Here is a 24,156-nt window from a genome sequence, read left to right as displayed (position 1 = left end):
TCGTCGACCGCCTCGGCGGGCAGGGCAGCATGGCCGAGGAAATCGAGGCGGTGCTCGCCGACGCGCGTGAGCTCGTTGAGCAGAAGGACTATCAGCACGCCGCCCAGTTGTTCGCGCAGCTCCTGCAGGTGGACCGCGAGAATGCCGGCGCCATCGCCGGCCTCGTGCGCTGCGAGATCGCTATGGGCGACCTCGAGAATGCGCAGAAGACGCTGGCCCTCGTGCCGCCCGCCAAGGCAAATGACCCTGAAGTGCTGAGCGTCAAGGCGCAGCTCGAGCTCGCGTTGAACCCGGTCGACGTTTCCGAGATCGGCACGCTGAAGGCGCAGGTCGAGAAGAACCCGGATGATTTCCAGGCGCGGCTCGATCTCGCCGTGCTGCTCAATGGCGCCAATGAGCGCGAGGCGGCGACCGACCAACTGATCTACATCATCAGGAAGATGCGCGCGTGGAACGACGAGGCAGCGCGCAAGCAGCTCGTCAAGTTCTTCGAGGCCTGGGGACCGAAGGACGAGTTCACAGTGGCAGGCCGCCGCAAGCTCTCCTCGGTGCTGTTCGTATAATGGCCCTCTTCGATCGCTATCGCCGCCCGGAAGATCTGGCCCAGCGCATTCCGGTGTTTCCGCTGGCCGGTGCGCTGCTGCTGCCGCGCGCCGACCTGCCGCTCAACATCTTCGAGCCGCGCTATCTGGAGATGATCGACCATGCCCTGTCGAGCGACCGGCTGATCGGCATGATCCAGCCTGCCGCCGGTGACGAGGCATCGGATGCGCCCGACCTGATGAAGGTCGGCTGTGTGGGCCGCATCACGGCGTGGTCGGAAACGCCCGATGACCGGATGATGATCACGCTGACCGGTGTTAGCCGCTTCCAGATCGTGGATGAACTCGACGTCGATACGCCGTTCCGCCAGGTGATCGCCAATTATCATCCCTTCGCCGCCGATCTCGCCATGGGTGCGGGTGCGGCAGAGGTGAACCGGCCAGCCCTGCTCAAGGTGTTCCGCGACTATCTCGATGCCAACAACATGAGTGCGGACTGGAAGGAAGTGGACTCGGCGCCGACCGAGGTGCTGGTCAACACGCTGTCGCTGCTCGCACCCTATCCGCCGCAAGAGAAGCAGGCATTGCTCGAGGCCCCCGATCTCAAGACCAGGGCCGACGTGCTTGTGGCCTTGACCGAGGTGGCGCTGGGCAAGATGGGCAAGGGCGCCAAGCCGCGCCTGCAGTAGGAGTTGACGATGTCCGACATCCGCACCGACCCGCGCCTTCTCGAACTGCTCGTCTGCCCGGTCACCAAGACCAGGCTGCAGTATGATGCCGAGAAGCAGGAACTGATTTCGCGTGCGGCGGGCCTTGCCTATCCGATCCGCGATGGCATTCCGATCATGCTCCCCGACGAGGCCCGCGAGATCAACCGTGAGTGAGCCCTGGCCGGAAGAGCTGCGGCTTGCCGCGGGCGGCAGCGAGCTGCATGTGCGTTTCGATACGGGTGAGCAGGTTGCACTGCCTGCGGAATATCTGCGCGTCGAAAGTCCGAGTGCCGAGGTGAAGGGCCATGGCCCCGGCCAGGAGCAACTGGTGTGGGGCAAGCGCAACGTGAAGATCAGCCGGCTGGAGCCGGTGGGCAGCTATGCGGTGCGCATCATTTTCGATGATGGCCATTCGACGGGGCTCTTCACCTGGCCCTATCTGCTCAAGCTGGGCCGCGAGCAGGAGACGATCTGGACCGCCTATCTCGAGAAGATTTCTGCCGCGGGCTTCCGCCGCTAGACCTTCTCGCCGCGCAGCAGTCGCGGCAGGTTGCCGGAAATGCCGGCGGCTTCCGAAACGAACATCGACTTCATTCCGCCCATGCGATTGACGGCCAGGAGGCCCGCGCGGCGCAGCAGCGTGAGCACCGGGTTGGTGTTGGCGAAGAGGCGGTTCATGCCGTCCATCATGGCGCCCGTCGCCACCGTGTCAAAGCGGCGCCACTGGGTATAACGGTCAAGCACCGCCTCGCTGCCGATGTCGAGGCCGAGTGCGGCGGCATCATGGATGCAGTCGGCAAGGGCCGCCACATCGCGGAGGCCCAAGTTGAAGCCCAGGCCTGCGAGCGGGTGCAGCACATGCGCGGCATCTCCCACGAGGGCCAGGCGCGGGCCGGTGAAGGTTTCGGCGAGATACATGGCGAGCGGATAACCATGGCGGCCGGAGATCAGCTTCACCTCGCCCAGGTGGTCGCCGAAGCGCAGCTTCAGTTCCTGTCCGAATTCGTCCATCGGCAGCGCCAGCATGCGTTGTGCGGCCTCGGTGCGCTCCGACCAGACGAGCGACGAGCGGTTGCCCGGCAGCGGCAGGATGGCGAAGGGGCCTGACGGCGTGAAGTGTTCCTCGGCACGGCCATTGTGCGGCAGTTCATGCTCCACCGTGGCGACGAGCCCCATCTGGTCATAGGGCCAGCCGACGAGCTTGATGCCCGCTGCCTCGCGCGCCGGCGAGTTGCGGCCGTCGGCGGCGACGATGAGCGAGGCCTTCAGCGTGGTGCCGTCTGCCAGCGTCACGGCGGCAAGGCCGGGGCCGAAATGGTAGTGCTCCACCGCCTGGCCGACGCAGAAGCGGATGTGAGGTGACGTCTGCGCGGCCTCCAGCATGGCGCCATAAAGAAAGCGGTTCTCGATCATGTGGGAGGAGGGGCCGCCCTTCATGTCGTCGGCATCGAACTGCAGCAGCACGGGCCGCGCGCCGCCGGGAACGGCGCTGTCGGTGACGATGATCTCGGCCATGGGCTGGGCGTGGTGGGCCACTGTCTCCCAGATGCCGAGCGACTCGAACATGCGGCGCGCCGCGGCGGTGATGGCGGAGGCGCGGCCGTCGAAGGCATTGGTGGAGAAGGCGCGCGGATCCTTGAGGTCAACGACCACGACGTCGAGCGGGCGCTTCACATGGCGGCCGCCGAGGGCCAGGGCCGCCGCGAGGCCGTTCAGTGCGGCGCCAATGACGATGATGTCGTGGGGCTTTATCATGGAACCTGTTTCGCCGGTTTGCGGATGGAAATACAAGGTGGTTCTCCGTCGCGGATCACTGCCTGAATATTATGCAGATAAACATGTCACGTCACGACGTGCCAGTTTTTTGATCAGCACCTCTCGGGTGTCACTCAAATTTCACCACGCGAATCAAGCGTTTAGCTGCAGTGCACAACTGGCATGAAACTTGAGATGTACCTGTCACACAAAAACGGGGAGCACGCATGAAATTCATAATTGCAGTGATCAAGCCTTTCAAGCTTGATGAGGTGCGGGAGGCTCTCGGCGCCTTGGGCATCCAGGGCATTACGGTGACGGAGGTGCGCGGCCATGGCCGCCAGCGCGGCCACACCGAATTCTACCGCGGTGCGGAGTACACCGTGAGCTTCGTTCCCAAGGTGAAGCTCGAACTCGCGGTGGATGAGCACATGGCCGACAAGGTGATCGAAGCCATCCAGACCACCGGCCAGACCGGCCAGATCGGCGACGGCAAGATCTTCGTCCTGCCACTCGAGCAGGCGGTCCGCATCCGCACCGGCGAGTCCGGTACTGCGGCACTCTAATCACAGCTTCAGGGAGCAGTTTCCGATGATTTCTCAGACTTTCAAGAGGCTGGCGCTCGTTGCGGCAGGGCTTGGCCTGACACCACTTTTCGTTTCAGCCGCCGAGGCCGCCGCCACCGTCAACAAGGGTGACACCACCTGGATGCTGGTCGCCACCTGCATGGTGGTGCTGATGACGATTCCGGGTCTTGCCCTGTTCTACGGCGGCCTGGTGCGCTCCAAGAACATCCTGTCCGTGCTGATGCAGGTGCTGACGATCTTCTCGATCATCGCCATCCTGTGGGTGATCTACGGCTACTCGGCAGCCTTCACCGGCAATGCCAGCGCCGCGCTAAACCCGTTCTTCGGCGGATTGGGCAAGCTGATGCTCGCAGGTGTCACTCCGGCCAGCGAGATCGGCACCTTCTCCAAGGAAACCAACATTCCGGAACTGGCCTTCGTCATCTTCCAGATGACGTTTGCCTGCATCACGCCGGCGCTCATCATCGGTGCCTTCGCCGAGCGCATGAAGTTCTCCGCCGTGTTGCTGTTCATGGTGCTCTGGTTCACCTTCGCCTATCTGCCCATGGCGCACATGGTGTGGTTCTGGGCCGGTCCCGACGCCTACACGCTGTCGGCTAACAACCTGCCGCTCATCTCCTCGATCGTCGGCGCCGACAAGGCCAAGCAATTGCTCGACGCGCTGGCGGCAGCCACCTCGGATGATGCAAAGGCAGCGGTGCTCGGCGAATACGGTGCGCTGGTCAACGCCACCAACGGCTACCTGTTCAACCTTGGCGCCCTCGACTTCGCGGGCGGCACGGTGGTGCACATCAATGCCGGCGTGGCCGGCCTCGTCTGCGCATTGTTCCTCGGAAAGCGCGTAGGCTATGGCCGCGACCCGATCACCCCGCACAACCTGACCTTCGTGCTCACCGGTGTCGGCCTGCTGCTGTTCGGCTGGTATGGCTTCAATGCTGGCTCGAGCCTTGAGGCCAATGGCCTGACGGCGCTGATCATCCTCAACTCCACCATCGCGGCGGCCGCAGCGGCCCTGGCCTGGACGGGCGGTGAGTGGATCTTCCGCGGTCACCCCAGCCTGCTGGGCGGTGCTTCAGGCGCGGTTGCGGGTCTTGTCGCCATCACCCCGGCCTGCGGCTTCGTGGGCCCCGGCGCCGCGATCCTCATCGGCCTCGCGGCGGGCTTCGTCTGCCTCTGGGCGGTGGTCGTGCTCAAGTCCAAGTTCGGCTACGACGACTCGCTCGATGTGTTCGGCGTCCACGGCGTCGGCGGCATCCTGGGTGCACTGCTGACCGGGGTGTTCGTCAACCCGGCGCTGGGTGGCACGGGCGTTACTGATTACCTTGCGGCCGGCACCACGGTTGCAACCGCCGCCTATTCGTTCAGCGGTCAGATGTATGCGCAGCTTATGGCCGTGATCATCGCCATCGTCTGGACCTCCGTCGTCTCCGTCATCGCGCTGGTGATCTGCAAGGCGGTGTTCGGACTTCGCGTCAAGGAACAGGAAGAGCGCGAGGGCCTCGACCTCGTCGACCACGGCGAACGCGCCTACAACTGACCCGCCGCTCGATCGGCTGTCCGGAACCCGGCGGGGCCAAGCCCCGCCGGGTTTCTTCTTGCCCGGCTTAAACCGGGCCTTAACCACGGCCCGGCCAGAATAGGCTTAACCATGTGTTAGGGCCGGCGGAGTGTCTCCCCGGTGGAGGCTTAGTAATGGCGTACCAACCGTCCTACGACACCGATGACAGTGCGGTCCCCGCAGCCGTACGGATCTTCTTCAAGCGTCGCCTGTTCGAGGTGGCGGGTGTCGTGCTGTTTCTCGCACTCATCGCCGCCAGCCTGTCGCTGGCATCCTGGTCGGTTGACGATCCGTCGCTGAACCATGCGCTGGACCGTGCGGCGCGCAACTGGCTGGGTTATCCCGGTGCCGTGATCGCCGATGAGCTGATGCAGTTCTTCGGCCTGGGCGTTCTGGTCCTGCTGGCGATCCCGATGCGCTGGGCCGTGGGCTTCCTCGCCCATGAGGGTCTGCCACGCCCGCTGCGCCAGTCCTTCGCGTGGGTCTGCTGCAGCCTCGCGGCCAGTGCCACGCTGTCCGCGCTTCCCGTGCCTTCGAACTGGTCACTGACCTCAAGCCTCGGCGGAAACGCCGGTGACGTCATCCACAACCTGCTGATGATGGCGCTGTCGATCGCCATCACCGGCTGGATCCCGACGCTCGCAACCGGCCTCGTCATGCTGGCGATCACCGTGTTCTTCGGGCTTCGGGCCCTTGGCGTGAGCCGGGCGGCCGCCGTGCAGCAGGCCGCCGCAGCCCCCAGCCGCAGCCGCAAGGCGTTGCGCGCCACGGGTGCGGGCTTTGGCGTGACATTCCGTTATGTCCGTGAACTCTGGTCGCGCTGGCGTGAGCTGCGCCGCGCGGAAGCCCAGTTCGAGCAGCAGGGCGATGAGGATGACATCATCCGACGGCTGGCGCCGCAGGTAGAATCACCACGCCGCGGTGGCCACCAGTCGGCGCGCATCGAGCCCGTGTTCTCGGCCCGACGTGCCGCGCCGCCCCTCGAGGAGGACATCGGCGAGGCGGAGGAATACGCTGAAGAGGAGACCTACGAGGAGGAGGACGGCTACGAGGCCGAGCCCGCCTACGAGGAGGATGAGGCGGAAACGGACGAAGAAGAAGAGGAAGCACCCGCCCCCAAGGTTGCGCGCACCCACAAGCCCCTGAAGCAGGGCAAGCGCCTGAAGAAGGACATGCAACCGGGCCTCGGCTTCGGCGCGTCCCAGGAATATGAACTGCCGCCGCTAACCCTGCTGGCCGAGCCCAAGCGCGTGGGCAAGCCCGCCGAGCTTTCCGATGAGGCGCTGGAGCAGAATGCCCGCATGCTGGAAGGCGTGCTCGACGATTTCGGCGTGAAGGGACAGATCCTCAAGGTGCGACCGGGCCCGGTCGTGACGCTTTATGAGCTTGAGCCCGCCCCCGGCATCAAGTCGTCGCGCGTCATTTCGCTGGCCGACGACATTGCCCGCTCGATGAGCGCCATCTCGGCGCGCGTCGCCGTCGTGCAGGGCCGCAACGCCATCGGCATCGAACTTCCCAATACCAAGCGCGAGACGGTGTTCCTGCGCGAGATGCTGGGTTCCGAGGCCTTCGAGAAGACCAACCTCAACCTCGCCATCGCACTCGGCAAGAACATCGGTGGCGAGCCGGTCTTTGCCGATCTCGCGCGCATGCCGCACCTGCTGATCGCCGGCACCACGGGCTCGGGCAAGTCGGTGGGTATCAACACCATCATCCTGTCGCTGCTCTACCGGCTGCCGCCGGAACGCTGCAAGCTGATCATGATCGACCCGAAGATGCTGGAATTGTCCGTATACGAAGGAATTCCGCATCTTCTGGCCCCTGTCGTCACCGACCCGCGCAAGGCCGTCGTCGCGCTCAAATGGGCGGTGCGCGAGATGGAAGAACGCTATCGCAAGATGTCGAAGGTCGGCGTGCGCAACATCGATGGCTACAATGCACGCATGAGGCAGGTGGCGCAGAAGGGAGAGCAGCTGCACCGCACCATCCAGACCGGCTTCGACCCCGAGACGGGCGAGCCGATGTTCGAGAAGGAGGCGATGGATCTTTCGCCCATGCCCTATATCGTCGTCATCATCGACGAGATGGCCGACCTGATGATGGTGGCGGGCAAGGACATCGAAGGCGCGGTCCAGCGCCTTGCGCAGATGGCGCGTGCGGCGGGCATCCATGTGGTGATGGCAACCCAGCGCCCCTCGGTCGACGTCATCACCGGCACCATCAAGGCCAACTTCCCGACCCGCATCTCCTTCCAGGTCACCTCCAAGATCGACAGCCGCACCATCCTCGGTGAGCAGGGTGGCGAGCAGCTGCTGGGCCAGGGCGACATGCTGTTCATGGCGGGCGGCGGGCGCATCTCGCGCCTGCATGGCCCCTTCGTGGCCGATGACGAGGTTGAGAAGATCGTCAGCTTCCTCAAGGAGCAGGGTGCCCCGCAATATGTCGAGGCGGTCACCGAGGAGCCCGAGGATGGCGCCTACGGCGAGGGCGGCGGCATGGGCGGCGAAGGCGGCGGCTCGGGGGATGATCTTTATGACCAGGCGGTACAGGTCGTGCTGCGCGACAAGAAGGTGTCCACCTCCTATGTGCAGCGCCGCCTGCAGATCGGCTACAACAAGGCGGCGAGCCTCATCGAGCGCATGGAACGCGAGGGATTGATCTCCGCCGCCAATGCCACCGGAAAGCGTGAAATCCTCGTGCCGGGAGACAGCGCACGGGACTGATCACGATTTCTTTCCCGGGGCTTGCCTCAAAATTGGCCCGTTCTTGCGGATAAGCCTGCCATGACATACAAGATCGGGCGATTTTCGAAGCCCTTTTCCGGAAGAATCAGGATGAACAGTCTTTTGCAGCTCACGCGCCGTGCCTTCCTGGGAGTGGTTCTTGCCGCTGCGGCCAGCCTCCCGGTGCTTGCCGCCGAACCCATCAAGCTGAGCCCGGAGCAGACGATAGCCGTCAACGCGATCTCGGATTATCTCAACAGCTTCAAGACCCTGCAGGGCGAGTTCACGCAGATCAGCCCGAAGGGCAACATGTCGCAAGGCATTTTCTATATCGCCAAGCCCGGCAAGATGCGCTTCGAATATGCGCCCCCCAACCCGTTCCTGATCGTTTCCGACGGCACCTGGCTCACCATCAAGAACGTCAAAAAGGAAAAGGGCGACCAGTTCCCGCTTTCCCAGACGCCGCTCCGCCTGGTGCTGGGTGACCAGGTGGACATCGCCGGCGACACCAACATCATCGATTTCCAGGACCAGGACGGCATGACCACCGTCACGGTCGAGGACAAGAAGAACACCCTGGGCAGCGGCCAGCTCACCCTGGTCTATGACCAGGCCCGCAAGGTCCTTCAGCAGTGGATTGTCACCGACGGCAAGGGCCGCAAGACCACCGTGTCGCTCGAGAACCTGCAGGCCGGCATCAAACCCGACCCTGCGCTCTTCGTCGTCAAGATCAAGCGCAACAGCAAGAACGGGCCGTAGCGCAGTTCACCCGCGCTGGCGGGTGAAGGCCTCTCCTTTGTGCGAAGACGTGCCAGGCTGGTGCTTGCAACGACTGCGGCCCTGTTCCATCCTCTTGTTGTTGTTGGGAGGATCGAATGGATCCGATTGCCGTGAACGTGCTGATGGACCCCGACGCCGAGACGGTCGAACGGGCGCGCGCGGTGAATGCCCGATTGCGGGCCGACTTCCCGCAGGGTTTCGCGTTCGACAGCAACCACGCGCCGCATGTGACGCTGGTGCAATGCTTCATTGACAGAGGGAAACTCGTGGAAGCGGCACAGGCCGTGTCAGCTGCGCTGCTGGCGACTGGTCCGACCGACTGGAAGAGCAAGGCGACAGGCCTCTATGCCCTGAGTGACGGAAAGCTCGGCCTTGTCGGCATCGTCATCGCACCGACCGACGACTTCCGGCGTGTGCAGCAACGGATTGTCGACGTCATCTCGCCCTTCACCACGGGTGCGGGGACGGCAGCGGCCTTCGCGCCACGCCTTGATGGCGAGGCAATTGGACAGGCGACGGTCGACTACGTCAAGGGCTTCATCGGCGCCTCCACGGGGCAGAGCTACAATGCACACCTGACCGTGGGCATCGGCACCAACGATTTCGTCGCGGCGCTGAAGGCGGAGCCCTTCGAGAGCTTCCCGGTACGCGCCGTCTCGGTCAGCCTCTACCAGCTCGGCGACTATGGCGTCGCGCAGAAGAAGCTCGGGCACCTTCATGACTGCTGATCCGCTGCCATCGTGGAATGAATGTGGGGCGAAGCGCGGCATCCTGTCGTTTCTGGCGCGCGTGACGGATGATGCCTCGCCGGACTTCGTGCCGCTGCCGGAGCGTGTTGCGGTGTTCGACAATGACGGCACGCTGTGGCCGGAGAACCCGATCCCGTTCCAGGCGGCCTTCGGCTTCGACGAATTGCGCCGGCGCGTCAATGGCGAGCCCGCGCTTGGCGACTCGCCCATGGTGCAGGCCGCTCTGGCAGGCGATTTCGGCGCGTTGCTGGAGGATGGTTACTCCGGACTGAGAGAGGTGATTGAACTCACCCATGCGGAGGTGACCGCCGATGCCTTTCGCGACACGGTGGAGGCGTGGCTGGCAACGGCACGGCATCCGCGCTTCGGGCGACGCTACGACGACCTCACCTACCAGCCGATGCAGGAACTGCTGCGGCTTCTCGAACAAGCGGGGTTCAAGAATTTCATCGTGTCGGGCGGCGGCACGGACTTCATGCGGGTGTGGGTGGAGCGGGTTTATGGCATTCCGCACGAGCGTGTCGTGGGGTCGAGCGCGCGGGCGTCCTTCGATCTGCGCGACGGCGTGCCGGTGCTGACCAAGTCGCTGGAGCATCTCTTCGTCAACGACAAGCATGCCAAGCCGGTGGGTATCCACCAGTTCATCGGCAGGCGGCCCGTGATCTGCTGTGGCAACAGCGATGGCGACCATGCGATGCTGCAATACACCACCATCGGCAACCCGCGCCCGAGCTTCGGTCTCATCGTTCATCACACCGACGGCGAGCGTGAATACGCCTATGACGCGGTGACGGAGAGTACGGGTAAGCTGGTCGCAGCTTTGGCCGAGGCCCCGGCGCGGGGCTGGCACGTGGTGGACATGAAACGGGACTGGAACACCATGTTCAGTCCTCCCGAGCCCTGACGGCTTGCCAGCCGCGCATGACTGCGGCTAAGGCAGTTGCATGAGCCTCAAGGTCGCTACCTGGAACATCAACTCGGTCCGCCTCCGCATCGGACTGGTCACCACGCTTCTTGATCGCTGGCAGCCCGATGTGCTGTGCCTGCAGGAAACCAAGTGCCCGCAGGGCCAGTTTCCGTCCGGCCCCATCCGCGATGCCGGTTATGAGCACATCGCCGAGTTCGGCCAGAAGGGCTATCACGGCGTCGCCATCATATCGAAGCGACCCTTCCTCGCGCAGGCGACGAAGCCGTTCTGCGGCAAGGAAGACTGCCGCCACATCTCTGTGACGGTGGCGGGCAAGAAGCCCATCACCATCCATGATCTCTATGTGCCGGCGGGCGGCGACGAGCCGGACCCCAAGATCAACGAGAAGTTCGCCCACAAGCTCCAGTTCATCGACGAGCTTGAGGCATGGTTCGGCAAGGACTGCGTGCCGAAGGGCCATGAGGCCATTCTGGTGGGCGACCTCAACATTGCGCCGCTCGAGCATGACGTCTGGTCGCACAAGGACCTGCTGAAGGTCGTCAGCCACACGCCCATCGAGACCGAGGGCCTGCTGCGCATCCAGAAGAAGGGCAAGTGGGTAGACCTGCTGCGCCAGCACGTGCCTGCGGACCAGAAGCTTTATACCTGGTGGAGCTATCGTGCGCGCGACTGGGAGGCGGCGAACCGCGGCCGCCGGCTTGACCATATCTGGTCGACGGCGGGGATCGCTCCCAATTGCAAGAAAATCGACATCCTGAAGGAAGCGCGAGGCTGGCAGCAGCCTTCCGACCATGTGCCGGTAATGGCGAGCTTCACCGCCGCCTGAGGGCTCAGATGCTCTTGAAGGAGCGCGCCTTCTCGAATTGCTTGCGCGCCGCGTTGAGGTCGCCCATCACCCCGTCGAGCTGGCGCGAGATAACACCGAACACCGCCGTCCCGAACTCCGGGAACTCGCGGGCAAGACGCATGAACAGGTCGCGATCGATGCGCGCGGTGGAAACCGTGTCCACCGCCGTTGCGGTCACTGAATAGGGCCGCTCGCCGATCATCCCGATTTCACCCAGAAGGTCGCCGGGCCCGGCGGAACCGAGCGGGCCTGCATCGGTCGATGCAAGGCGCGCCTCGCCGTCGAGGATCAGGAAGGCGGACGTGCCCTTGTTGCCCTGGCGAATGATGAACTCGCCCGCGGCGAAGTTCTGGCGGGCGGCGGAAAAGGCGAGGATTTGCAAGTGAACGGCTTCGCATTCCGAAAAGATCGGAATGTTGCGCAATGTCTCGACGTCTGCCCTCACACTCATGGAATCCCGGCCCAGCTTCTTTTCGCCCCTAGGTGCTTTATGGTTCGTTTACAGGAGCGGTGCCTGCCCGCCAAGCTCAGGGGACGAGCTTGTAGCCGCCGCCCTCGGTGACCAGGATTTCGGCGTGGGACGGGTCGCGCTCGATCTTCTGGCGGAGACGGTAGACGTGGGTTTCAAGCGTGTGGGTGGTCACCCCGGCATTGTAGCCCCAGACTTCCTGCAGCAGCATTTCGCGACCCACGATCTGCTCGCCTGAGCGCAGCAGGAACTTGATAATCGCCGTTTCCTTCTCGGTGAGCCGGATCTTGCGGCTGTCATCGCGCAGCAGCAGCTTCGACGAAGGCTTGAAGATATAGGGACCGACCTTGAATGTGGCATCCTCGCTGTGCTCGTGCTGGCGCAGATGCGCGCGGATGCGGGCCAGCAGCACAGCGAAGCGGAATGGCTTGGTCACATAGTCGTTGGCGCCGGCGTCGAGCCCCAGAATGGTGTCGGGTTCCGAAGCTTGCGCGGTCAACAGGATCACCGGGCCCTTGTAGCCATTCTTGCGGATGATCTTGCAGGCCTCGCGGCCGTCCATGTCCGGCAGGTTCACGTCGAGGATCACGAGGTCAGCGCTGTCGGCCTTGATGGCCTTGATGCCAGCGGTGGCCGTGGGGGCCTCGGTCACGGCGAATTCGTCATGGAGGGAGAATTGTTCGGTCAGCGTCTCGCGCAGCATGTCGTCGTCATCGACAATGATGATCTTCTTCGTGCCGCTCATCGCTACCCCTATGCCCCGAAGTCTTTGAAATCGCTTGCTCCGGCGATGCTGAATGTTAGGGTGTCACATGGCCTTTTCAAGGCCGAAGTGCTGGAAAACACCTTCCGTGAAAAGAACTGTCCAGACTGTCCATGTCCTCACCCGCAATGCGCGGGCAACAACCGGCCTCCTCAAGGTGGGGGAGATGACGTTTCCCTGCTCCATCGGCAGGTCCGGCAAGGGCTATCTCAAGCGCGAGGGCGACGGGGCGAGCCCGCGGGGCGCCTGGCAGGTCCGCCGCCTGTTCTATCGTGCCGACAAGGGCCTGCCGCCGCGCAGCGGCCTCCAGTCACAGGCCATGCGCGATTACGATGGCTGGTGCGAGACGGTGGGTGACCGCAACTACAACCGCCTGGTCCGCATTCCCTATGCCACCTCGCACGAGACGATGAAGCGCCCGGACCACCTCTATGACATCGTGGTGGAGCTTTCGCACAATGAACGGCCGCGGGTGCAGGGGCATGGCAGTGCGGTGTTCTTCCACCTCCGCCAGCCGGACGGCGGCCCCACGGCGGGCTGCGTGGCCGTGTCGATGCGCGACATGCGCACCATCCTCGGCATGATCGGGCCGAAGACGACAATCCGGATCTAGCGCGTCCCGAAGATCGCCGAGCCCACCCGCACATGGGTGGCCCCGCAGGCGATGGCGGCGGGATAATCGCCGCTCATGCCCATGGAGAGCTGGGTGAGGCCGTTGCGCTTCGCGATCTCCGCCAGCAGGGTGAAATGCGGTTTCGGGTCCTCCTCGGCGGGCGGAATGCACATCAGGCCAGAAATCTCGAGGCCATGGACCTCGCGGCATTCGCGCAGGAAGGCATCTGCCTGATCGGGGTCGATCCCCGCCTTCTGCGGCTCGCGGCCGGTGTTGACCTGGACAAAGAGCTTCAAGGGCTTGGACTGCCTGTGGATTTCCTTGGCGATGGCCTCGGCGATCTTGGGCCGGTCCACCGTGTGGATGGCATCGAACAGCTGCACGGCCTCCGCCGCCTTGTTGGATTGAAGGGGCCCGATCAGGTGCAGTTCGACGTCCGGCCAGGCCATCCTGAGGGCCGGCCACTTGGCCTTGGCCTCCTGCACGCGGTTCTCCCCGAACACCCGCTGGCCGGCCTCGATGACCGGCACGATGTCCGGCCCGTCGAAGGTCTTGGAGACGGCGATCAGGGTTACCTCGTCGGGTGCCCGGCCAGCCGCCTGGGCTGCCGCCACGATGCCGTTCAGCACCTTTTTCAGACCCTCGTGGACCATCTGCTAAACTCCTGTAAGAACGCTGCTTTAGGCCAAGCTTGCAGGGCTTTTCAAGGACTGGTACCAGCAAGCCCGAATATCCGCCCCGTTTCGACAGGAAGACTGCCGTGAGCACCGAACGTTACAACCCGCGCGACGCCGAGCCGCGCTGGCAGAAGCACTGGACTGAACACAAGAGCTTCGAGGCCCATGAAGATCCCTCGCGACCGAAATACTACGTGCTCGAGATGTTCCCCTATCCGTCGGGCCGCATCCACATGGGCCACGTGCGCAACTATACCATGGGTGACGTCATCGCCCGCTTCCGCCGGGCGCTGGGCTACAATGTGCTGCACCCCATGGGCTGGGACGCCTTCGGCATGCCGGCGGAAAACGCCGCCATCGACCGCGGCATCCACCCCAAGTCCTGGACCTACGACAACATCGCCACCATGAAGCGCCAGCTGCAGTCCATGGGACTGGCACTCGACTGGAGCCGCGAGATCGCCACCTGTGACCCCTCCTACTACATGCATGAACAGGCGATGTTCATCGACTTCATCAAGGCGGGCCTCGTCGAGCGCAAGGTCTCGATGGTGAACTGGGACCCGGTCGACCACACCGTGCTCGCCAACGAGCAGGTGATCGACGGCCGCGGCTGGCGCTCCGGCGCGCTGGTCGAAAAGCGCGAGCTCGCCCAGTGGTTCCTGAAGATCACGACTTACTCCGATGAACTGCTCACCGCGCTGGATGGCCTCACCAAGTGGCCGGAAAAAGTGAGGCTGATGCAGAAGAACTGGATCGGCCGTTCGGAGGGCATGCGCTTCTCCTTCGCGCTGGAGGACGAGGCTGGCCAAGCGCTGGACGAGCGACTGACGGTTTATACCACGCGCCATGACACGATTTTCGGCGCCAGCTTCTGCGCGATTTCGGCTGACCATGAGCTGGCCCGGTGCCTGTCCGAAAAGGATGAGGGTCTCGCGGCCTTCCGCCGCGAAGTGGCCGCCCTCGGAACATCCGAAGAGACGATCGAGCGCGCCGAGAAAAAGGGCTATGCGCTGGGCCTCTATGCCCGCCATCCCTTCCGCCCGGATGTGCGGCTCCCGGTCTATGCCGCGAACTTCGTGCTGATGGGCTATGGCGAAGGCGCCATCTTCGGCTGCCCCGCGCATGACCAGCGCGACCTCGACTTCGCGCGCAAGTATGACCTGCCGGTCATTCCCGTCGTGGCGCCAAAGGGCACAGATCCCAAGACCTTCGAAGTCGGCACCGAGGCCTTCCTCGAGAAGGAAGGCGACAATACCGTTCTCATCAACTCCGAATTCCTCGATGGCATGAGTGTGCCAGAGGCCAAGGCCGATATCGCCAAGCGCATGGAGACGATGGGCATCGGCGAGCGCAAGGTGAACTTCCGCCTGCGCGACTGGGGTGTATCGCGCCAGCGCTATTGGGGCTGCCCGATCCCGGTCATCCACTGCGCGTCCTGCGGCATCGTTCCGGTGCCCAAGGACCAGCTGCCGGTGACGCTCCCTGAGGACGTGACCTTCGACAAGCCGGGCAATCCGCTCGAGCATCACCCGACGTGGAAGCACGTCGACTGCCCTTCCTGTGGCAAGCCTGCGAAGCGCGAGACGGACACCTTCGATACCTTCATCGACTCGTCGTGGTATTACGCGCGCTTCTGTTCGCCGCATGCGACCGATCCCGTCAACATGCCCGCCGGCAAGTACTGGATGGGTGTCGACCAGTACATCGGCGGCGTCGAGCACGCGATCCTGCATCTGCTCTATTCGCGCTTCTATGCCCGCGCCATGACGGCGACGGGCTACCTCGCCATCAAGGAACCTTTCGAGAGCCTGTTCACGCAGGGCATGGTCATTCACGAAACCTTCCGTACACTGACTGGCGAGTGGGTGCTGCCGTCCGACGCCGTGAACAAGGACGGTAAGTGGGTGCATGCGACGACGGGCGAGCCGCTCGAAGTGGGCGGCGTCGAGAAGATGTCGAAGTCGAAGAAGAACGTCGTCGACCCCGACGATATCATCGCCCGCTTCGGTGCCGATACCGCACGCTGGTTCATGCTCTCCGACACGCCGCCCGAGCGTGACATCGAGTGGACGGAAGCCGGTGCCGAAGGCTCGTGGCGCTTCACCCAGCGCATCTGGCGCCTCGTCAACGACTCCGTGACCTATGCCGGCGGCAGCGATGCCGCTGCCTCTCTCGAACTGCGCCGCGTTGCCCACAAGGCGCTTCACGCGGTGACGGATGATCTCTCCTCGCTGCGCTTCAACCGCGCCATCGCCCGCATCTATGAACTGGCCAATGCGCTGGGCACCGCGCTCTCCGGCGGCAAGGCAGATGCGGCTTCCGTAAAGGAAGCGGCCGAGTTCCTGGTGCTTACCTCGGCCCCCATGATGCCGCACCTCGCGGAGGAGTGCTGGCAGGCAATGAAGATGCCTGGCTTCGTGGTCGATACGGCCTGGCCCAAGGCCGATCCGGCGCTGCTGGCCGACGACCAGGTGACGATCGCTGTTCAGGTCAATGGCAAGCGCCGCGACGAGATCACGGTGGCCAAGGACCTCGATGCCAAGTCCATCGAGGAACTGGCGCTGAAGCTCGACGCCGTCATCCGTGCCCTGGACGGCCGCCCGGTGAAGAAAGTGATTGTGGTGCCCGGCCGTATCGCCAATATTGTGGGCTGATGCCAAAGCTTTCCGCCATTCTCCTCATGGTTGCCGCGCTGGTGCTAGCTGGCTGCGGCTACCGGCCGATGTATGGCTCCTCCGCCACCAGCCCGGGCGTGGCGGGGAGCCTTGCCGCGATCTCCATTCCGGAAGCCTCCGACCGGCCGGGCCAGCTGATCCGCAACGAGCTCATCTCTTCGATGCAGGCGGGCAAGGGAACGGAGCCGAAATACCTGCTGAACCTGACCACCACGGTGGCCGACAATGGCGTGATCCAGAACAAGCAGCCGGCGGTGACGCGGCAGGCCATCCTGATCACGACCAACTTTGAATTGATTGATCGTTCGACCGGCAAGGTGGTGACCAAGGGAACCACTTTCGCGCGGGTACCCTATGACGTGGTCCGCCAGCCCTTCGCCGACCTGCAGGCGCAGAAGGATGCGACGGAGCGCGCGGCGCGTGAAATCGGCGCCGACATCCGCACACGCCTCGCGGCCTATTTCGCAAAGCAGCCGCAGAGCTCATGACGGCCATCAAGCCCGCCGGGCTCGATGCCTTTCTCCGCAAGCCCGATCCTGCCATTGCTGCCATCCTGATCTATGGCGAAGAGGGCGATGCCGTGCGCGAGCTCGCGCAGCGTGCGGTGAAGAAGGTGGCCGGCTCGCTGGATGATCCTTTCGCGGTCTCCGTTCTTGCCGAGCAGGATGTCGCCTCCGACCCTGCTCGTCTCGTCGACGAGGTGCAGTCGATGTCGATGTTCGGCGGGGCCAAGGCGGTCTGGATCAAGAGCGCAGGAGACGGCTTCCTCAAGGCGGCGCTGCCGCTGCTCGAGGGCAAGGTGCAGGGCAATCTCGTGGTGGTCGAGGCCGCAGCGCTGCCCAAGAATTCGCAGCTGCGTAGCCAGTTCGAGAAGAGCCCGCATGCACTCATCCTGCCACTCTACGAGGCGGAATCCGGCGAGATTGCCGGCATGGTGGAACATCTCCTTGCGCAGGACAATCTGAAGATCGGACAGGACGCGCTCGCGCGCTTCATCGAGCTTGCCGGAACGGCGCGCGGGCTTGCGCGGCGCGAAGCGGAAAAGCTCGCTCTCTATTGCCTCGGCGCGGAACGCGTGAGCATCGAAGACGTCGAGGCGATCTGCGGCAATGACACAGGCTCGACGCCGGATGAACTGGCCGACAGCGTGTTCGGCGGCGATGTGGAGGAGGCCGACCGGCTGTTCCACGATCTCGTGCGCGGCGGGCAGGACGCGGGGCGTCTGCTTGGCATCGTCCACATGCAGTCGCTCAAGCTTGCCGAATTCCGCCTCGCCATCGACAAGGGCGCGACGGTCGACCAGGTGGTCAAGCAGGCGCGGCCTCCTGTATTCTTTCGCCGTCAGCGGCTGGTCATGGCGCAGCTGCGCGCCTGGGGCCTGTCTGACCTCGTGACGGCAGGCAGCACGCTCTCTGCCAATGTGCTGGCGGCGCGCCAGAACGCCGAACTGGCGCAGGCGATCGCCGGTCGCTGCCTGCTGTCACTCGCCCGCAAGAGTCTTGCCCTCCGCCTCGACCGCTGACACCGGTAAAGCCTGCACAAGTTCCCGCGCGCAAGGTGGCGCGATGGAGCGGCACGACGCCATGGCGGAGAAGTTCACCGATATCATCACCTACGTGCTCTCGCTGACCCTTGCTGGTGGCGTGATCGCCTTCGCGGCCTACAAGGTGGTGGCGCTGAACGGCATGGAAAATCCGCCCGCCAATCTCGGCCTCAACTTTCCAGCGGCCAAGCGCAAGGTGATCATGGAAGGGCCAGCCGGGGCGGACCCGCTCACCACGCAGTCGCTCGGGCCGGCTGGTTCATCTGCGCCAGCCTCGGTGGAGAACACGAGCCCTCACGCCTATGAACTTCTCACCGTGGTGGATGGCGTGGCCTTCGTTGCCATCAACGCCGATGCCGGCAGGGTGCTGGTGCCGGTGGCGATCGGCAGCAAGTTGCCGGGTGGTCCGGTGGTGCAGGCGATCCGCCGCCATGCCGGACGCTGGTCGCTGGTGGCCGGAAATCTCACACTCGAACAGAGCCTGACGCCCGCTCAGTAGAGGCCCTTCAACAGCCTGTCGATATAGTCGCGCTCGATCTTCGGAAGATCTGACTCGCCGGCCCGCGAGCGCAGCATGTCGAGAATCTGCCGGGCCCGCTCGATGGCCAGTTCAGAGGGCAGCATGTCCTTCAAGGGTCCCGGGTCCTCGCCGCTGCTCGGCAGCGGGCGGCCCAGCGGGTCACGGTCATCGCCGCGGGCCTCCCCGTTGCGCCCCTGTGAATCCTGCTGGCCGCGCGACTGCTGCATCAGTTGCTGGGCCATGCCCTTCGCACCCTCGCGCAGCTTCGACATGGCCTCGCCCTGTTCGCCCAGGGCCTGTTCGCGGTCGCCCTCGCGCAGCGAGCCTTCGGCACGGTTCATGTTCTTGCCCGCCTGCCCGAAGGAGCGTGGCGCCTGCATGCCATTCTGGTCGAACTGCTTCATCAGGTCTTCCAGCATCTGGCTCAGGCCCTGCTGGCGATCGCTCAGGCTGCCGGTGCCGGGCTGATTGCCCTGGCCCTGCTGCTGGCCGTCGTTGGGTTGATCTTCCTCGCCCATGCCCTGCTGGGGCATGCGCTGGGTCTCGTCCATCAGCTTCTGCTGCTGGCGCATCAGGTCGGTGAGCTTGTCGAGCATCTGGCTCAGCGGGCTCTCCTGGTTCTGGCCCTGGCCCTGCTGCGGCATGCCGGGCTTCAGGTTGCGCAGGATGTCCTCGAGCTGCGACAGCATCTGCTCGGCGGCCTCGTTGTTGCCGCTCTTCGACAGCTTGTCGATCATGTCGAGCATCTTCTGCAGGTCCTGCGGCGTCACCATCTTGCCGGGCTGCTGGCGGTCCTGCTTCTGCTGGCCTTCTGCGAGACGCTTCTGCGCCTCCTTCATCATCGATTCCATGTAGCGGTCGAGCGCCTGGCGGAGCTTCTTGGTCAGTTCGGCAATGCGCTCTGGCGAAGCACCTTCCTTCAACGCCTTCTGCAGTTCCTTGCGCAGCGCATCGAGTTCCGCCTTGGCATCGGCATAGGCACCGTCCTCGACATTGACGGCGATCTGCCAGAGATCGCTGATCACCGTGTCGATCTCGGCACGATCTTCTGCAGCGCGCAGGTGCGAGCGCACGGCTGCAATGGCGATCTGGGTGCCGGAGCGGTCGATCAATCCCTTCGGATAGGTGAGGATGGCATCCAGCATCTCCGCCACGCCGCCTGCTTCCTCCGGGTTGAGGATGAGGCGGCGGCGCTGCTCGATGAGCGCGCGGGCCAGCGGCTTGGTGAACTGGCGCTCGGGCAGGCGGAAGGTGCGCTTGGCGCTTTCCGTGGTGTGGCCAGCGGCATCACGCGCGGTGAGCGTCATTTCGACCATGAAGCCCGCCCACGGATGCTCGGCCACGTCGGCCTTGGACTCGCCTGTCTCTTCCTTGGGGGAGGCTTTGCGCAGGCTGATCTTCAATTTCGGCGGATCGAACTCGAAGATCCCTGCATCGCTGAAACCCACGCCCTCGTCCTGGTCATCGGCGAGGTAAATCTCCGAAGTGACGCCGGTGACGCCATAGTCGTCCAACACCTTCCACTTGGCAGTCAGCGCGCCGGAGGAATCACCCGTCGGGTCGGCGGTGATCTCCACCTTGGGGGCGGCGTCCGGGATCAGGGCGATGTGCCAGGTGCCGAGGTCCTTGCCGCCGTCGGTCACCTTGATGGTGGCCGGGCGGGTGAGCGTCACGTCAGCCTGGAACAGTCCGTCGACAGTCTTGAGCTGCGGCTTGAAGCCGGCGATCTCGGGCGTGCTGGCGTCGCCGTCGAAAAGTTCGTGGAAGGAGAGCTTCGGCGCTTTTGCCCCGGTGATGCGCAGCGACAGGACGGAGTTTTCCGGCACACGCACTTCCGGGTCCTGCTGCAGTCGCTCGGTCATCGCGGCGCTGGTGAGCAGGAAAGGCGGCTTGCCCGTGTAGGACGGCGGCTTCAGCCAGGCGTCGATGGCGAATTGGGGCCGCTCCGCCGGGGTGGTGAAGTTGAAGCTGTCCGTCAGGCTGCTGCGGACGTCGCCCGGGCCCAGCAGGATGGCCGCAATGAGGGCCAGGGCGGCGGGAAGCCGCAGGGCGCGCGGATCAATGTCGCGCCAGCTGGAGCGTGGAACGCCCGCCTTGAGGTCGCCCAGGCTCTTCAGCTGGCGATGCCGGTGCTCGTCCCAGAGGGCCCTCTGAACCGGGTCTTCAACTTCTTGGGGCAACCGGTCGTCGCGGGCTGAAACAGGGCGGTGGGCCAGGTCCGACTTTTCCTCGACGCGGCGCATCGCCTCCTGCCGGCCGGGCCAGCGCAGGGAGAGGAAGGATTGGAATGACCACAGGAACGCCAGCCCCCAGGCCAGCAACAGTGTGGCCCGCAGCCAGCCCGGCAGCATCGGCAGCAGGCCGCCGATCACCAAGGCGGCACCGGCGGCGAAGATCACCAGGGGCCAATGCAGCGCTGCCCACACGCGTTCGAAGCCCAGGGCCAGACGGGCCTGGGCAATCTTGCGGTCAACGTGGGTTGCTTGCGGGTCGGGTTGGCGCACCATGGTCAGGCTGAGCATAGCACAGATGGCGGCCAAATTGCGCCAAGGGGGCGATCACAATCGTGACAGGCGCCCCCTGGCGTCACTTTTTCTCCTGCCAGGGCGCCATCCGGTCCATGCCGATCAGCTCCTCATAGCTCTGGCGGGGGCGGATCAGTGCCCATTTGCCATCCCTGACGAGCACTTCCGGAACCAGCGGCCTTGTGTTGTAGGTGCCGGCCTGCACCGCGCCATAGGCACCCGCCGTCATGGTGGCCAGCAGGTCGCCGGGCTCCACCTTCGGCAGCTTGCGGCTCTTGGCCAGATAGTCGCCCGACTCGCAGACCGGGCCAACGACATCGGCCAACATGGTTTCGGCGTCCGTCGGCTCGGCCACGGGAATGATCTCATGATAGGCGTCATAGAGGGTGGGGCGGATCAGGTCGTTCATCGCCGCGTCCTGGATGACGAAGTGCTTCTCCGCCCCCTCCTTGACATAGATCACGCGGGAGACGAGCACGCCGGCATTGCCGACGATCATGCGGCCGGGCTCCAGCACGAACTTGAGATTCAGGTGGCCCAGCGTCTTCTTGACCATGGCCGCATATTCATCCGGGTGCGGAGGAATGTCGTTGTCTCCGCGATAGGGCACTCCCAGGCCCCCCCCCAAGTCGAGGTGGCGGATGTTGTGGCCGTCGCCGCGCAGTTCCGCGGTGAGCTCGCCCATCAGCTTGAAGGCCTTGGCGAAGGGTTCGAGCTCGGTGATCTGGCTGCCGATGTGCATGTCGATGCCGGCAACATCAATGGCGGGGAGTGCGGCGGCGCGGGCATAGACCTCGCGCGCGCGCTTGTAGGAGATGCCGAACTTGTCCTCGGCCTTGCCGGTTGAAATCTTGTGGTGCGTCTTCGCATCGACATCCGGGTTGACGCGGATCGACACGGCGGCGCGCTGGCCCACGCGCTTGGCGACTTCGGAGAGCAGTTCGAGTTCGGGTTCCGACTCGACGTTGAAGCAGGCAATGCCCTCGCGCAGCGCCAGCGCCATCTCGCGTGCCGTCTTGCCAACGCCGGAGAACACGATCTTGCGGGCGGGTACGCCTGCCGCGAGTGCGCGGCGCAGTTCGCCTTCCGAGACCACGTCCATGCCGGCACCCAGTTCCGCCATGGTGCGGATGACGGCCTGGTTCGAATTGGCCTTCATCGCATAGCAGATCATGTGGTCGGTGCCGGCGAAGGCATCATGCATGACCTTGTAGTGGCGCTCCAGCGTGGCGCTGGAATAGCAATAGAAGGGCGTGCCGATTTCCTCGGCCAGCGCCTTGAGGCTCACGTCCTCGGCATGGAGCACGCCGTCGCGATAGGCGAAATGATGCATTGGTTATTGAGCCTGTTGGGTCTCGGTGGTTTTGTCGGCGGATTTGGGCGGCTGCGGGTCGCCCTTGATGCCGCAGGCGGCAAGAGTGAGCGACAGCGCGAGGATCAGGAGAACGGTTTTCATCGGGGTCATCCTTTCAGCAGCTTGAGCCAGCGCTTGGCTTCGCGCTTCACATTCGTAGGCGAGGTGCCACCGAAGCTCACGCGCGAGGCGACGGAGGCTTCGACGGTCAGCACCTTGTAGACATCCTTCGTGATGCGCTTCTCGACAGACTGCATCGCGGCGAGCGGCAGTTCCGGCAGGTCGCAGCCCTGTTTCTCGGCGAGCGCCACGAGGCTGCCCGTCACGTGGTGCGCCTCGCGGAACGGCATCTTCAGTGTACGGACCAGCCAGTCGGCAAGGTCCGTTGCGGTGGAGAAGCCCGACGCCGCGGCCTTGCGCATCTCGTCCTTGTTGGGGACCATGTCCTTCACCATGCCGGTGGTGGCGGCAATCGCCAGCGACATGTTGTCGAAGGCGTCGAAGGCGGGTTCCTTGTCTTCCTGCATGTCCTTCGAATAGGTGAGCGGCAGGCCCTTCATCACGGTGAGCAGCGAGAGGAGTGCGCCGATGATGCGGCCTGGCTTGGCACGCACCAATTCCGCGGCATCCGGATTGCGCTTCTGCGGCATGATGGAGGAACCGGTGGTGAACTTGTCCGACAGCTTCACGAAGCGGAACTGGCTCGTCGACCAGATGACGATCTCCTCGGCGAGGCGCGAGAGATGCATGGAGCAGATGGCGCAGGCCGACAGCGTTTCGAGCACGAAGTCGCGGTCGGCGACCGTGTCGAGCGAGTTGCGCGTCGGGCGGTCGAAGCCCAGGGCCTTCGCCGTCATGTGGCGGTCGATGGGGAAGCTCGTTCCGGCAAGGGCTGCCGCACCCAGCGGGTTCTCGTTCATGCGCTTTCGCGCATCGGCGAGGCGCGATCTGTCGCGTGCCAGCATCTCGACATAGGCCAGCATGTGGTGGCCGAAGGTGACGGGCTGGGCGACCTGCAGATGGGTGAAACCGGGCATGACGGTGGTGGCGTAAGCTTCTGCCTTGGTGGCGAGCGCCAGCTGCAAGGCCTTCAGCTGGGCGTCGAGATGGTCCACCGTGTCACGGACATAGAGGCGGAAGTCGAGCGCCACCTGGTCATTGCGCGAGCGCGCGGTGTGCAGGCGCCCTGCGGCGGGGCCGATGATGTCCTTCAGGCGGGATTCGACGTTGAGGTGGATGTCTTCGAGCGCGCGCGAGAACGTGAACGTGCCGGCCTCGATCTCGGCTTGCACCTGGTCGAGGCCCTTCCTAATGAGGGCGGCATCGGCTTTCGAGATGATTCCCTGCTTGGCCAGCATCGCGGCATGCGCCTTCGAGCCTGCGATGTCCTGGGCGAACAGGCGCTTGTCGAAGCCGATCGAGGCGTTGATCTCTTCCATGATCGCGTCCGGCCCCGCCTGGAAACGCCCGCCCCACATCTTGTTGGTCATCGAAATTCCTTCATTCCGTCCGAGACACCCTGCGCATGAGCACCGAAAAGAAAAAATCCAGCCCCCTGGCGCAGATCGCGGCCGGCGTCCTCATTCTCGCAGCGATTACAGGCTATTATCTGTATGAGGCAGGGGGGCGCAAGGCCGGACCTGCCGAGACGGCCACACAGGCCGCTGCCACCGCACCGACGGGCGGCGTTTCGAAGGACCTGGCCACCGGCGCGCTGGCCGCCTTCCTGATCCATCCCGAGCCGAAGCCGCTGCCGGACCTCGCGTTCCAGGACGGTGCCGGCAAGCCGCTGAAGCTGAGCGACTGGAAGGGCCGCGTGGTGCTGCTCAATCTCT

At 64.4% G+C, this 24,156-nt stretch carries 24 protein-coding genes and 1 pseudogene; 17 read left to right on the top strand and 8 right to left on the bottom strand.

The window, feature by feature from the left end; genetic code table 11:
- The 4 genes from WCJ41_RS14300 to WCJ41_RS14285 form a co-directional block, all read left to right on the top strand.
- A partial coding sequence (locus WCJ41_RS14300; protein WP_336906508.1) for a tetratricopeptide repeat protein occupies positions 1-563 on the top strand: 563 nt, incomplete at its 5' end.
- Positions 563-1,231, top strand: a complete 669-nt coding sequence (locus tag WCJ41_RS14295) for an LON peptidase substrate-binding domain-containing protein (protein WP_336906507.1) — start codon at positions 563-565, stop codon at positions 1,229-1,231. The genes WCJ41_RS14300 and WCJ41_RS14295, both read left to right, overlap by 1 nt.
- A 9-nt stretch (positions 1,232-1,240) precedes the next feature.
- Positions 1,241-1,426, top strand: coding sequence for a Trm112 family protein (locus WCJ41_RS14290; RefSeq protein WP_336906506.1), 186 nt, complete (start codon positions 1,241-1,243; stop codon positions 1,424-1,426).
- Positions 1,419-1,772, top strand: a complete 354-nt coding sequence (locus WCJ41_RS14285; protein WP_336906505.1) for a DUF971 domain-containing protein — start codon at positions 1,419-1,421, stop codon at positions 1,770-1,772. Before WCJ41_RS14290 ends, WCJ41_RS14285 begins: the two co-directional genes overlap by 8 nt.
- Here the strand turns inward: WCJ41_RS14285 and WCJ41_RS14280 are convergent.
- A complete protein-coding gene (locus tag WCJ41_RS14280) occupies positions 1,769-3,007 on the bottom strand; it encodes an FAD-dependent monooxygenase (RefSeq protein WP_336906504.1) in 1,239 nt (412 codons plus the stop codon). The genes WCJ41_RS14285 and WCJ41_RS14280 overlap by 4 nt on opposite strands.
- A 227-nt stretch (positions 3,008-3,234) precedes the next feature.
- Here WCJ41_RS14280 and WCJ41_RS14275 point away from each other — a divergent pair, with 227 nt between their 5' ends.
- From WCJ41_RS14275 to WCJ41_RS14245, 7 genes are all read left to right on the top strand, one after another.
- On the top strand, positions 3,235-3,573 hold the full coding sequence (locus WCJ41_RS14275; RefSeq protein ID WP_336906503.1) for a P-II family nitrogen regulator: 339 nt from the start codon (positions 3,235-3,237) through the stop codon (positions 3,571-3,573).
- Between the two features lie 25 nt (positions 3,574-3,598).
- Entirely contained in the window at positions 3,599-5,131 is a 1,533-nt protein-coding gene (locus WCJ41_RS14270; protein WP_336906502.1) for an ammonium transporter, read from the top strand.
- Positions 5,132-5,286: 155 nt separating this feature from the next.
- Positions 5,287-7,875, top strand: coding sequence for a DNA translocase FtsK (locus WCJ41_RS14265; protein ID WP_336906501.1), 2,589 nt, complete (start codon positions 5,287-5,289; stop codon positions 7,873-7,875).
- 111 nt (positions 7,876-7,986) lie between these two features.
- The gene (locus WCJ41_RS14260) at positions 7,987-8,634 is read left to right on the top strand and encodes an outer-membrane lipoprotein carrier protein LolA (RefSeq protein ID WP_336906500.1); all 648 of its coding nucleotides are present in this window, start codon (positions 7,987-7,989) and stop codon (positions 8,632-8,634) included.
- A 116-nt stretch (positions 8,635-8,750) separates the two neighbouring features.
- The gene (locus WCJ41_RS14255) at positions 8,751-9,383 is read left to right on the top strand and encodes a hypothetical protein (RefSeq protein WP_336906499.1); all 633 of its coding nucleotides are present in this window, start codon (positions 8,751-8,753) and stop codon (positions 9,381-9,383) included.
- Positions 9,373-10,308, top strand: a complete 936-nt coding sequence (locus WCJ41_RS14250; RefSeq protein ID WP_336906498.1) for an HAD family hydrolase — start codon at positions 9,373-9,375, stop codon at positions 10,306-10,308. The genes WCJ41_RS14255 and WCJ41_RS14250 overlap by 11 nt, the downstream gene beginning before the upstream one ends.
- A gap of 40 nt (positions 10,309-10,348) precedes the next feature.
- Positions 10,349-11,158, top strand: coding sequence for an exodeoxyribonuclease III (locus WCJ41_RS14245; protein ID WP_336906497.1), 810 nt, complete (start codon positions 10,349-10,351; stop codon positions 11,156-11,158).
- Positions 11,159-11,162: 4 nt separating this feature from the next.
- Here WCJ41_RS14245 and WCJ41_RS14240 read toward each other — a convergent pair whose 3' ends face one another.
- The gene (locus WCJ41_RS14240) at positions 11,163-11,630 is read right to left on the bottom strand and encodes a cyclic nucleotide-binding domain-containing protein (protein ID WP_336906496.1); all 468 of its coding nucleotides are present in this window, start codon (positions 11,628-11,630) and stop codon (positions 11,163-11,165) included.
- A gap of 76 nt (positions 11,631-11,706) precedes the next feature.
- Positions 11,707-12,393, bottom strand: coding sequence for a response regulator transcription factor (locus tag WCJ41_RS14235; protein ID WP_336906495.1), 687 nt, complete (start codon positions 12,391-12,393; stop codon positions 11,707-11,709).
- 106 nt (positions 12,394-12,499) lie between these two features.
- Here WCJ41_RS14235 and WCJ41_RS14230 point away from each other — a divergent pair, with 106 nt between their 5' ends.
- Positions 12,500-13,024 carry a L,D-transpeptidase family protein gene (locus WCJ41_RS14230; RefSeq protein ID WP_336906494.1) on the top strand — a complete coding sequence of 175 codons (525 nt, stop codon included), beginning with the start codon at positions 12,500-12,502 and terminating at the stop codon, positions 13,022-13,024.
- Here WCJ41_RS14230 and WCJ41_RS14225 read toward each other — a convergent pair.
- Positions 13,021-13,677: a YggS family pyridoxal phosphate-dependent enzyme gene (locus WCJ41_RS14225; RefSeq protein WP_336906493.1), complete on the bottom strand. Its 657-nt coding sequence runs from the start codon at positions 13,675-13,677 to the stop codon at positions 13,021-13,023. The genes WCJ41_RS14230 and WCJ41_RS14225 overlap by 4 nt on opposite strands.
- A gap of 107 nt (positions 13,678-13,784) precedes the next feature.
- Between WCJ41_RS14225 and leuS the strand changes: the two genes are divergently transcribed.
- The 4 genes from leuS to WCJ41_RS14205 are packed head-to-tail and all read left to right on the top strand — an operon-like array spanning position 13,785 to position 18,421.
- Complete coding sequence (gene leuS / locus WCJ41_RS14220) at positions 13,785-16,358, top strand: leucine--tRNA ligase (protein WP_336906492.1); 2,574 nt, start codon at positions 13,785-13,787, stop codon at positions 16,356-16,358.
- On the top strand, positions 16,358-16,867 hold the full coding sequence (gene lptE, locus WCJ41_RS14215; RefSeq protein ID WP_336906491.1) for an LPS assembly lipoprotein LptE: 510 nt from the start codon (positions 16,358-16,360) through the stop codon (positions 16,865-16,867). The genes leuS and lptE overlap by 1 nt, the downstream gene beginning before the upstream one ends.
- Positions 16,864-17,901 carry a DNA polymerase III subunit delta gene (gene holA / locus WCJ41_RS14210; protein ID WP_336906490.1) on the top strand — a complete coding sequence of 346 codons (1,038 nt, stop codon included), beginning with the start codon at positions 16,864-16,866 and terminating at the stop codon, positions 17,899-17,901. The genes lptE and holA overlap by 4 nt, the downstream gene beginning before the upstream one ends.
- Before the next feature lie 43 nt (positions 17,902-17,944).
- Positions 17,945-18,421 (top strand): hypothetical protein, encoded by a 477-nt coding sequence (locus tag WCJ41_RS14205; protein WP_336906489.1) that lies wholly within the window; start codon positions 17,945-17,947, stop codon positions 18,419-18,421.
- Here WCJ41_RS14205 and WCJ41_RS14200 read toward each other — a convergent pair.
- From WCJ41_RS14200 to argH, 4 genes are all read right to left on the bottom strand, one after another.
- Complete coding sequence (locus WCJ41_RS14200) at positions 18,415-20,949, bottom strand: TIGR02302 family protein (RefSeq protein ID WP_336906488.1); 2,535 nt, start codon at positions 20,947-20,949, stop codon at positions 18,415-18,417. The genes WCJ41_RS14205 and WCJ41_RS14200 overlap by 7 nt on opposite strands.
- 79 nt (positions 20,950-21,028) lie before the next feature.
- Entirely contained in the window at positions 21,029-22,300 is a 1,272-nt protein-coding gene (lysA, locus tag WCJ41_RS14195) for a diaminopimelate decarboxylase (RefSeq protein ID WP_336906487.1), read from the bottom strand.
- 3 nt (positions 22,301-22,303) lie between these two features.
- Positions 22,304-22,423 carry a lipoprotein gene (locus tag WCJ41_RS14190; protein WP_336906486.1) on the bottom strand — a complete coding sequence of 40 codons (120 nt, stop codon included), beginning with the start codon at positions 22,421-22,423 and terminating at the stop codon, positions 22,304-22,306.
- A 5-nt stretch (positions 22,424-22,428) separates the two neighbouring features.
- Entirely contained in the window at positions 22,429-23,811 is a 1,383-nt protein-coding gene (gene argH / locus WCJ41_RS14185; protein WP_336906485.1) for an argininosuccinate lyase, read from the bottom strand.
- Positions 23,812-23,846: 35 nt separating this feature from the next.
- Here argH and WCJ41_RS14180 point away from each other — a divergent pair.
- Positions 23,847-24,156, top strand: a pseudogene (locus tag WCJ41_RS14180) (TlpA family protein disulfide reductase); the annotation flags it as partial.

This window comes from Aestuariivirga sp., assembly GCF_037139295.1.
GTDB lineage: Bacteria > Pseudomonadota > Alphaproteobacteria > Rhizobiales > Aestuariivirgaceae > Aestuariivirga.
This window is presented reverse-complemented; position numbering and strand designations above follow the sequence as displayed.

Excerpts from the sequence above, each read along its gene's own strand:
- WCJ41_RS14295 (WP_336906507.1), top strand. The coding sequence starts at position 563 with ATGGCCCTCTTCGATCGCTATCGCCGCCCGGAAGATCTGGCCCAGCGC.
- WCJ41_RS14290 (WP_336906506.1), top strand. The coding sequence starts at position 1,241 with ATGTCCGACATCCGCACCGACCCGCGCCTTCTCGAACTGCTCGTCTGC.
- WCJ41_RS14280 (WP_336906504.1), bottom strand. The coding sequence starts at position 3,007 with ATGATAAAGCCCCACGACATCATCGTCATTGGCGCCGCACTGAACGGC.
- WCJ41_RS14275 (WP_336906503.1), top strand. The coding sequence starts at position 3,235 with ATGAAATTCATAATTGCAGTGATCAAGCCTTTCAAGCTTGATGAGGTG.
- WCJ41_RS14270 (WP_336906502.1), top strand. The coding sequence starts at position 3,599 with ATGATTTCTCAGACTTTCAAGAGGCTGGCGCTCGTTGCGGCAGGGCTT.
- WCJ41_RS14265 (WP_336906501.1), top strand. The coding sequence starts at position 5,287 with ATGGCGTACCAACCGTCCTACGACACCGATGACAGTGCGGTCCCCGCA.
- WCJ41_RS14260 (WP_336906500.1), top strand. The coding sequence starts at position 7,987 with ATGAACAGTCTTTTGCAGCTCACGCGCCGTGCCTTCCTGGGAGTGGTT.
- WCJ41_RS14255 (WP_336906499.1), top strand. The coding sequence starts at position 8,751 with ATGGATCCGATTGCCGTGAACGTGCTGATGGACCCCGACGCCGAGACG.
- WCJ41_RS14250 (WP_336906498.1), top strand. The coding sequence starts at position 9,373 with ATGACTGCTGATCCGCTGCCATCGTGGAATGAATGTGGGGCGAAGCGC.
- WCJ41_RS14245 (WP_336906497.1), top strand. The coding sequence starts at position 10,349 with ATGAGCCTCAAGGTCGCTACCTGGAACATCAACTCGGTCCGCCTCCGC.
- WCJ41_RS14240 (WP_336906496.1), bottom strand. The coding sequence starts at position 11,630 with ATGAGTGTGAGGGCAGACGTCGAGACATTGCGCAACATTCCGATCTTT.
- WCJ41_RS14235 (WP_336906495.1), bottom strand. The coding sequence starts at position 12,393 with ATGAGCGGCACGAAGAAGATCATCATTGTCGATGACGACGACATGCTG.
- WCJ41_RS14225 (WP_336906493.1), bottom strand. The coding sequence starts at position 13,677 with ATGGTCCACGAGGGTCTGAAAAAGGTGCTGAACGGCATCGTGGCGGCA.
- lptE (WP_336906491.1), top strand. The coding sequence starts at position 16,358 with ATGCCAAAGCTTTCCGCCATTCTCCTCATGGTTGCCGCGCTGGTGCTA.
- holA (WP_336906490.1), top strand. The coding sequence starts at position 16,864 with ATGACGGCCATCAAGCCCGCCGGGCTCGATGCCTTTCTCCGCAAGCCC.
- WCJ41_RS14205 (WP_336906489.1), top strand. The coding sequence starts at position 17,945 with ATGGAGCGGCACGACGCCATGGCGGAGAAGTTCACCGATATCATCACC.
- WCJ41_RS14200 (WP_336906488.1), bottom strand. The coding sequence starts at position 20,949 with ATGGTGCGCCAACCCGACCCGCAAGCAACCCACGTTGACCGCAAGATT.
- lysA (WP_336906487.1), bottom strand. The coding sequence starts at position 22,300 with ATGCATCATTTCGCCTATCGCGACGGCGTGCTCCATGCCGAGGACGTG.
- WCJ41_RS14190 (WP_336906486.1), bottom strand. The coding sequence starts at position 22,423 with ATGAAAACCGTTCTCCTGATCCTCGCGCTGTCGCTCACTCTTGCCGCC.
- argH (WP_336906485.1), bottom strand. The coding sequence starts at position 23,811 with ATGACCAACAAGATGTGGGGCGGGCGTTTCCAGGCGGGGCCGGACGCG.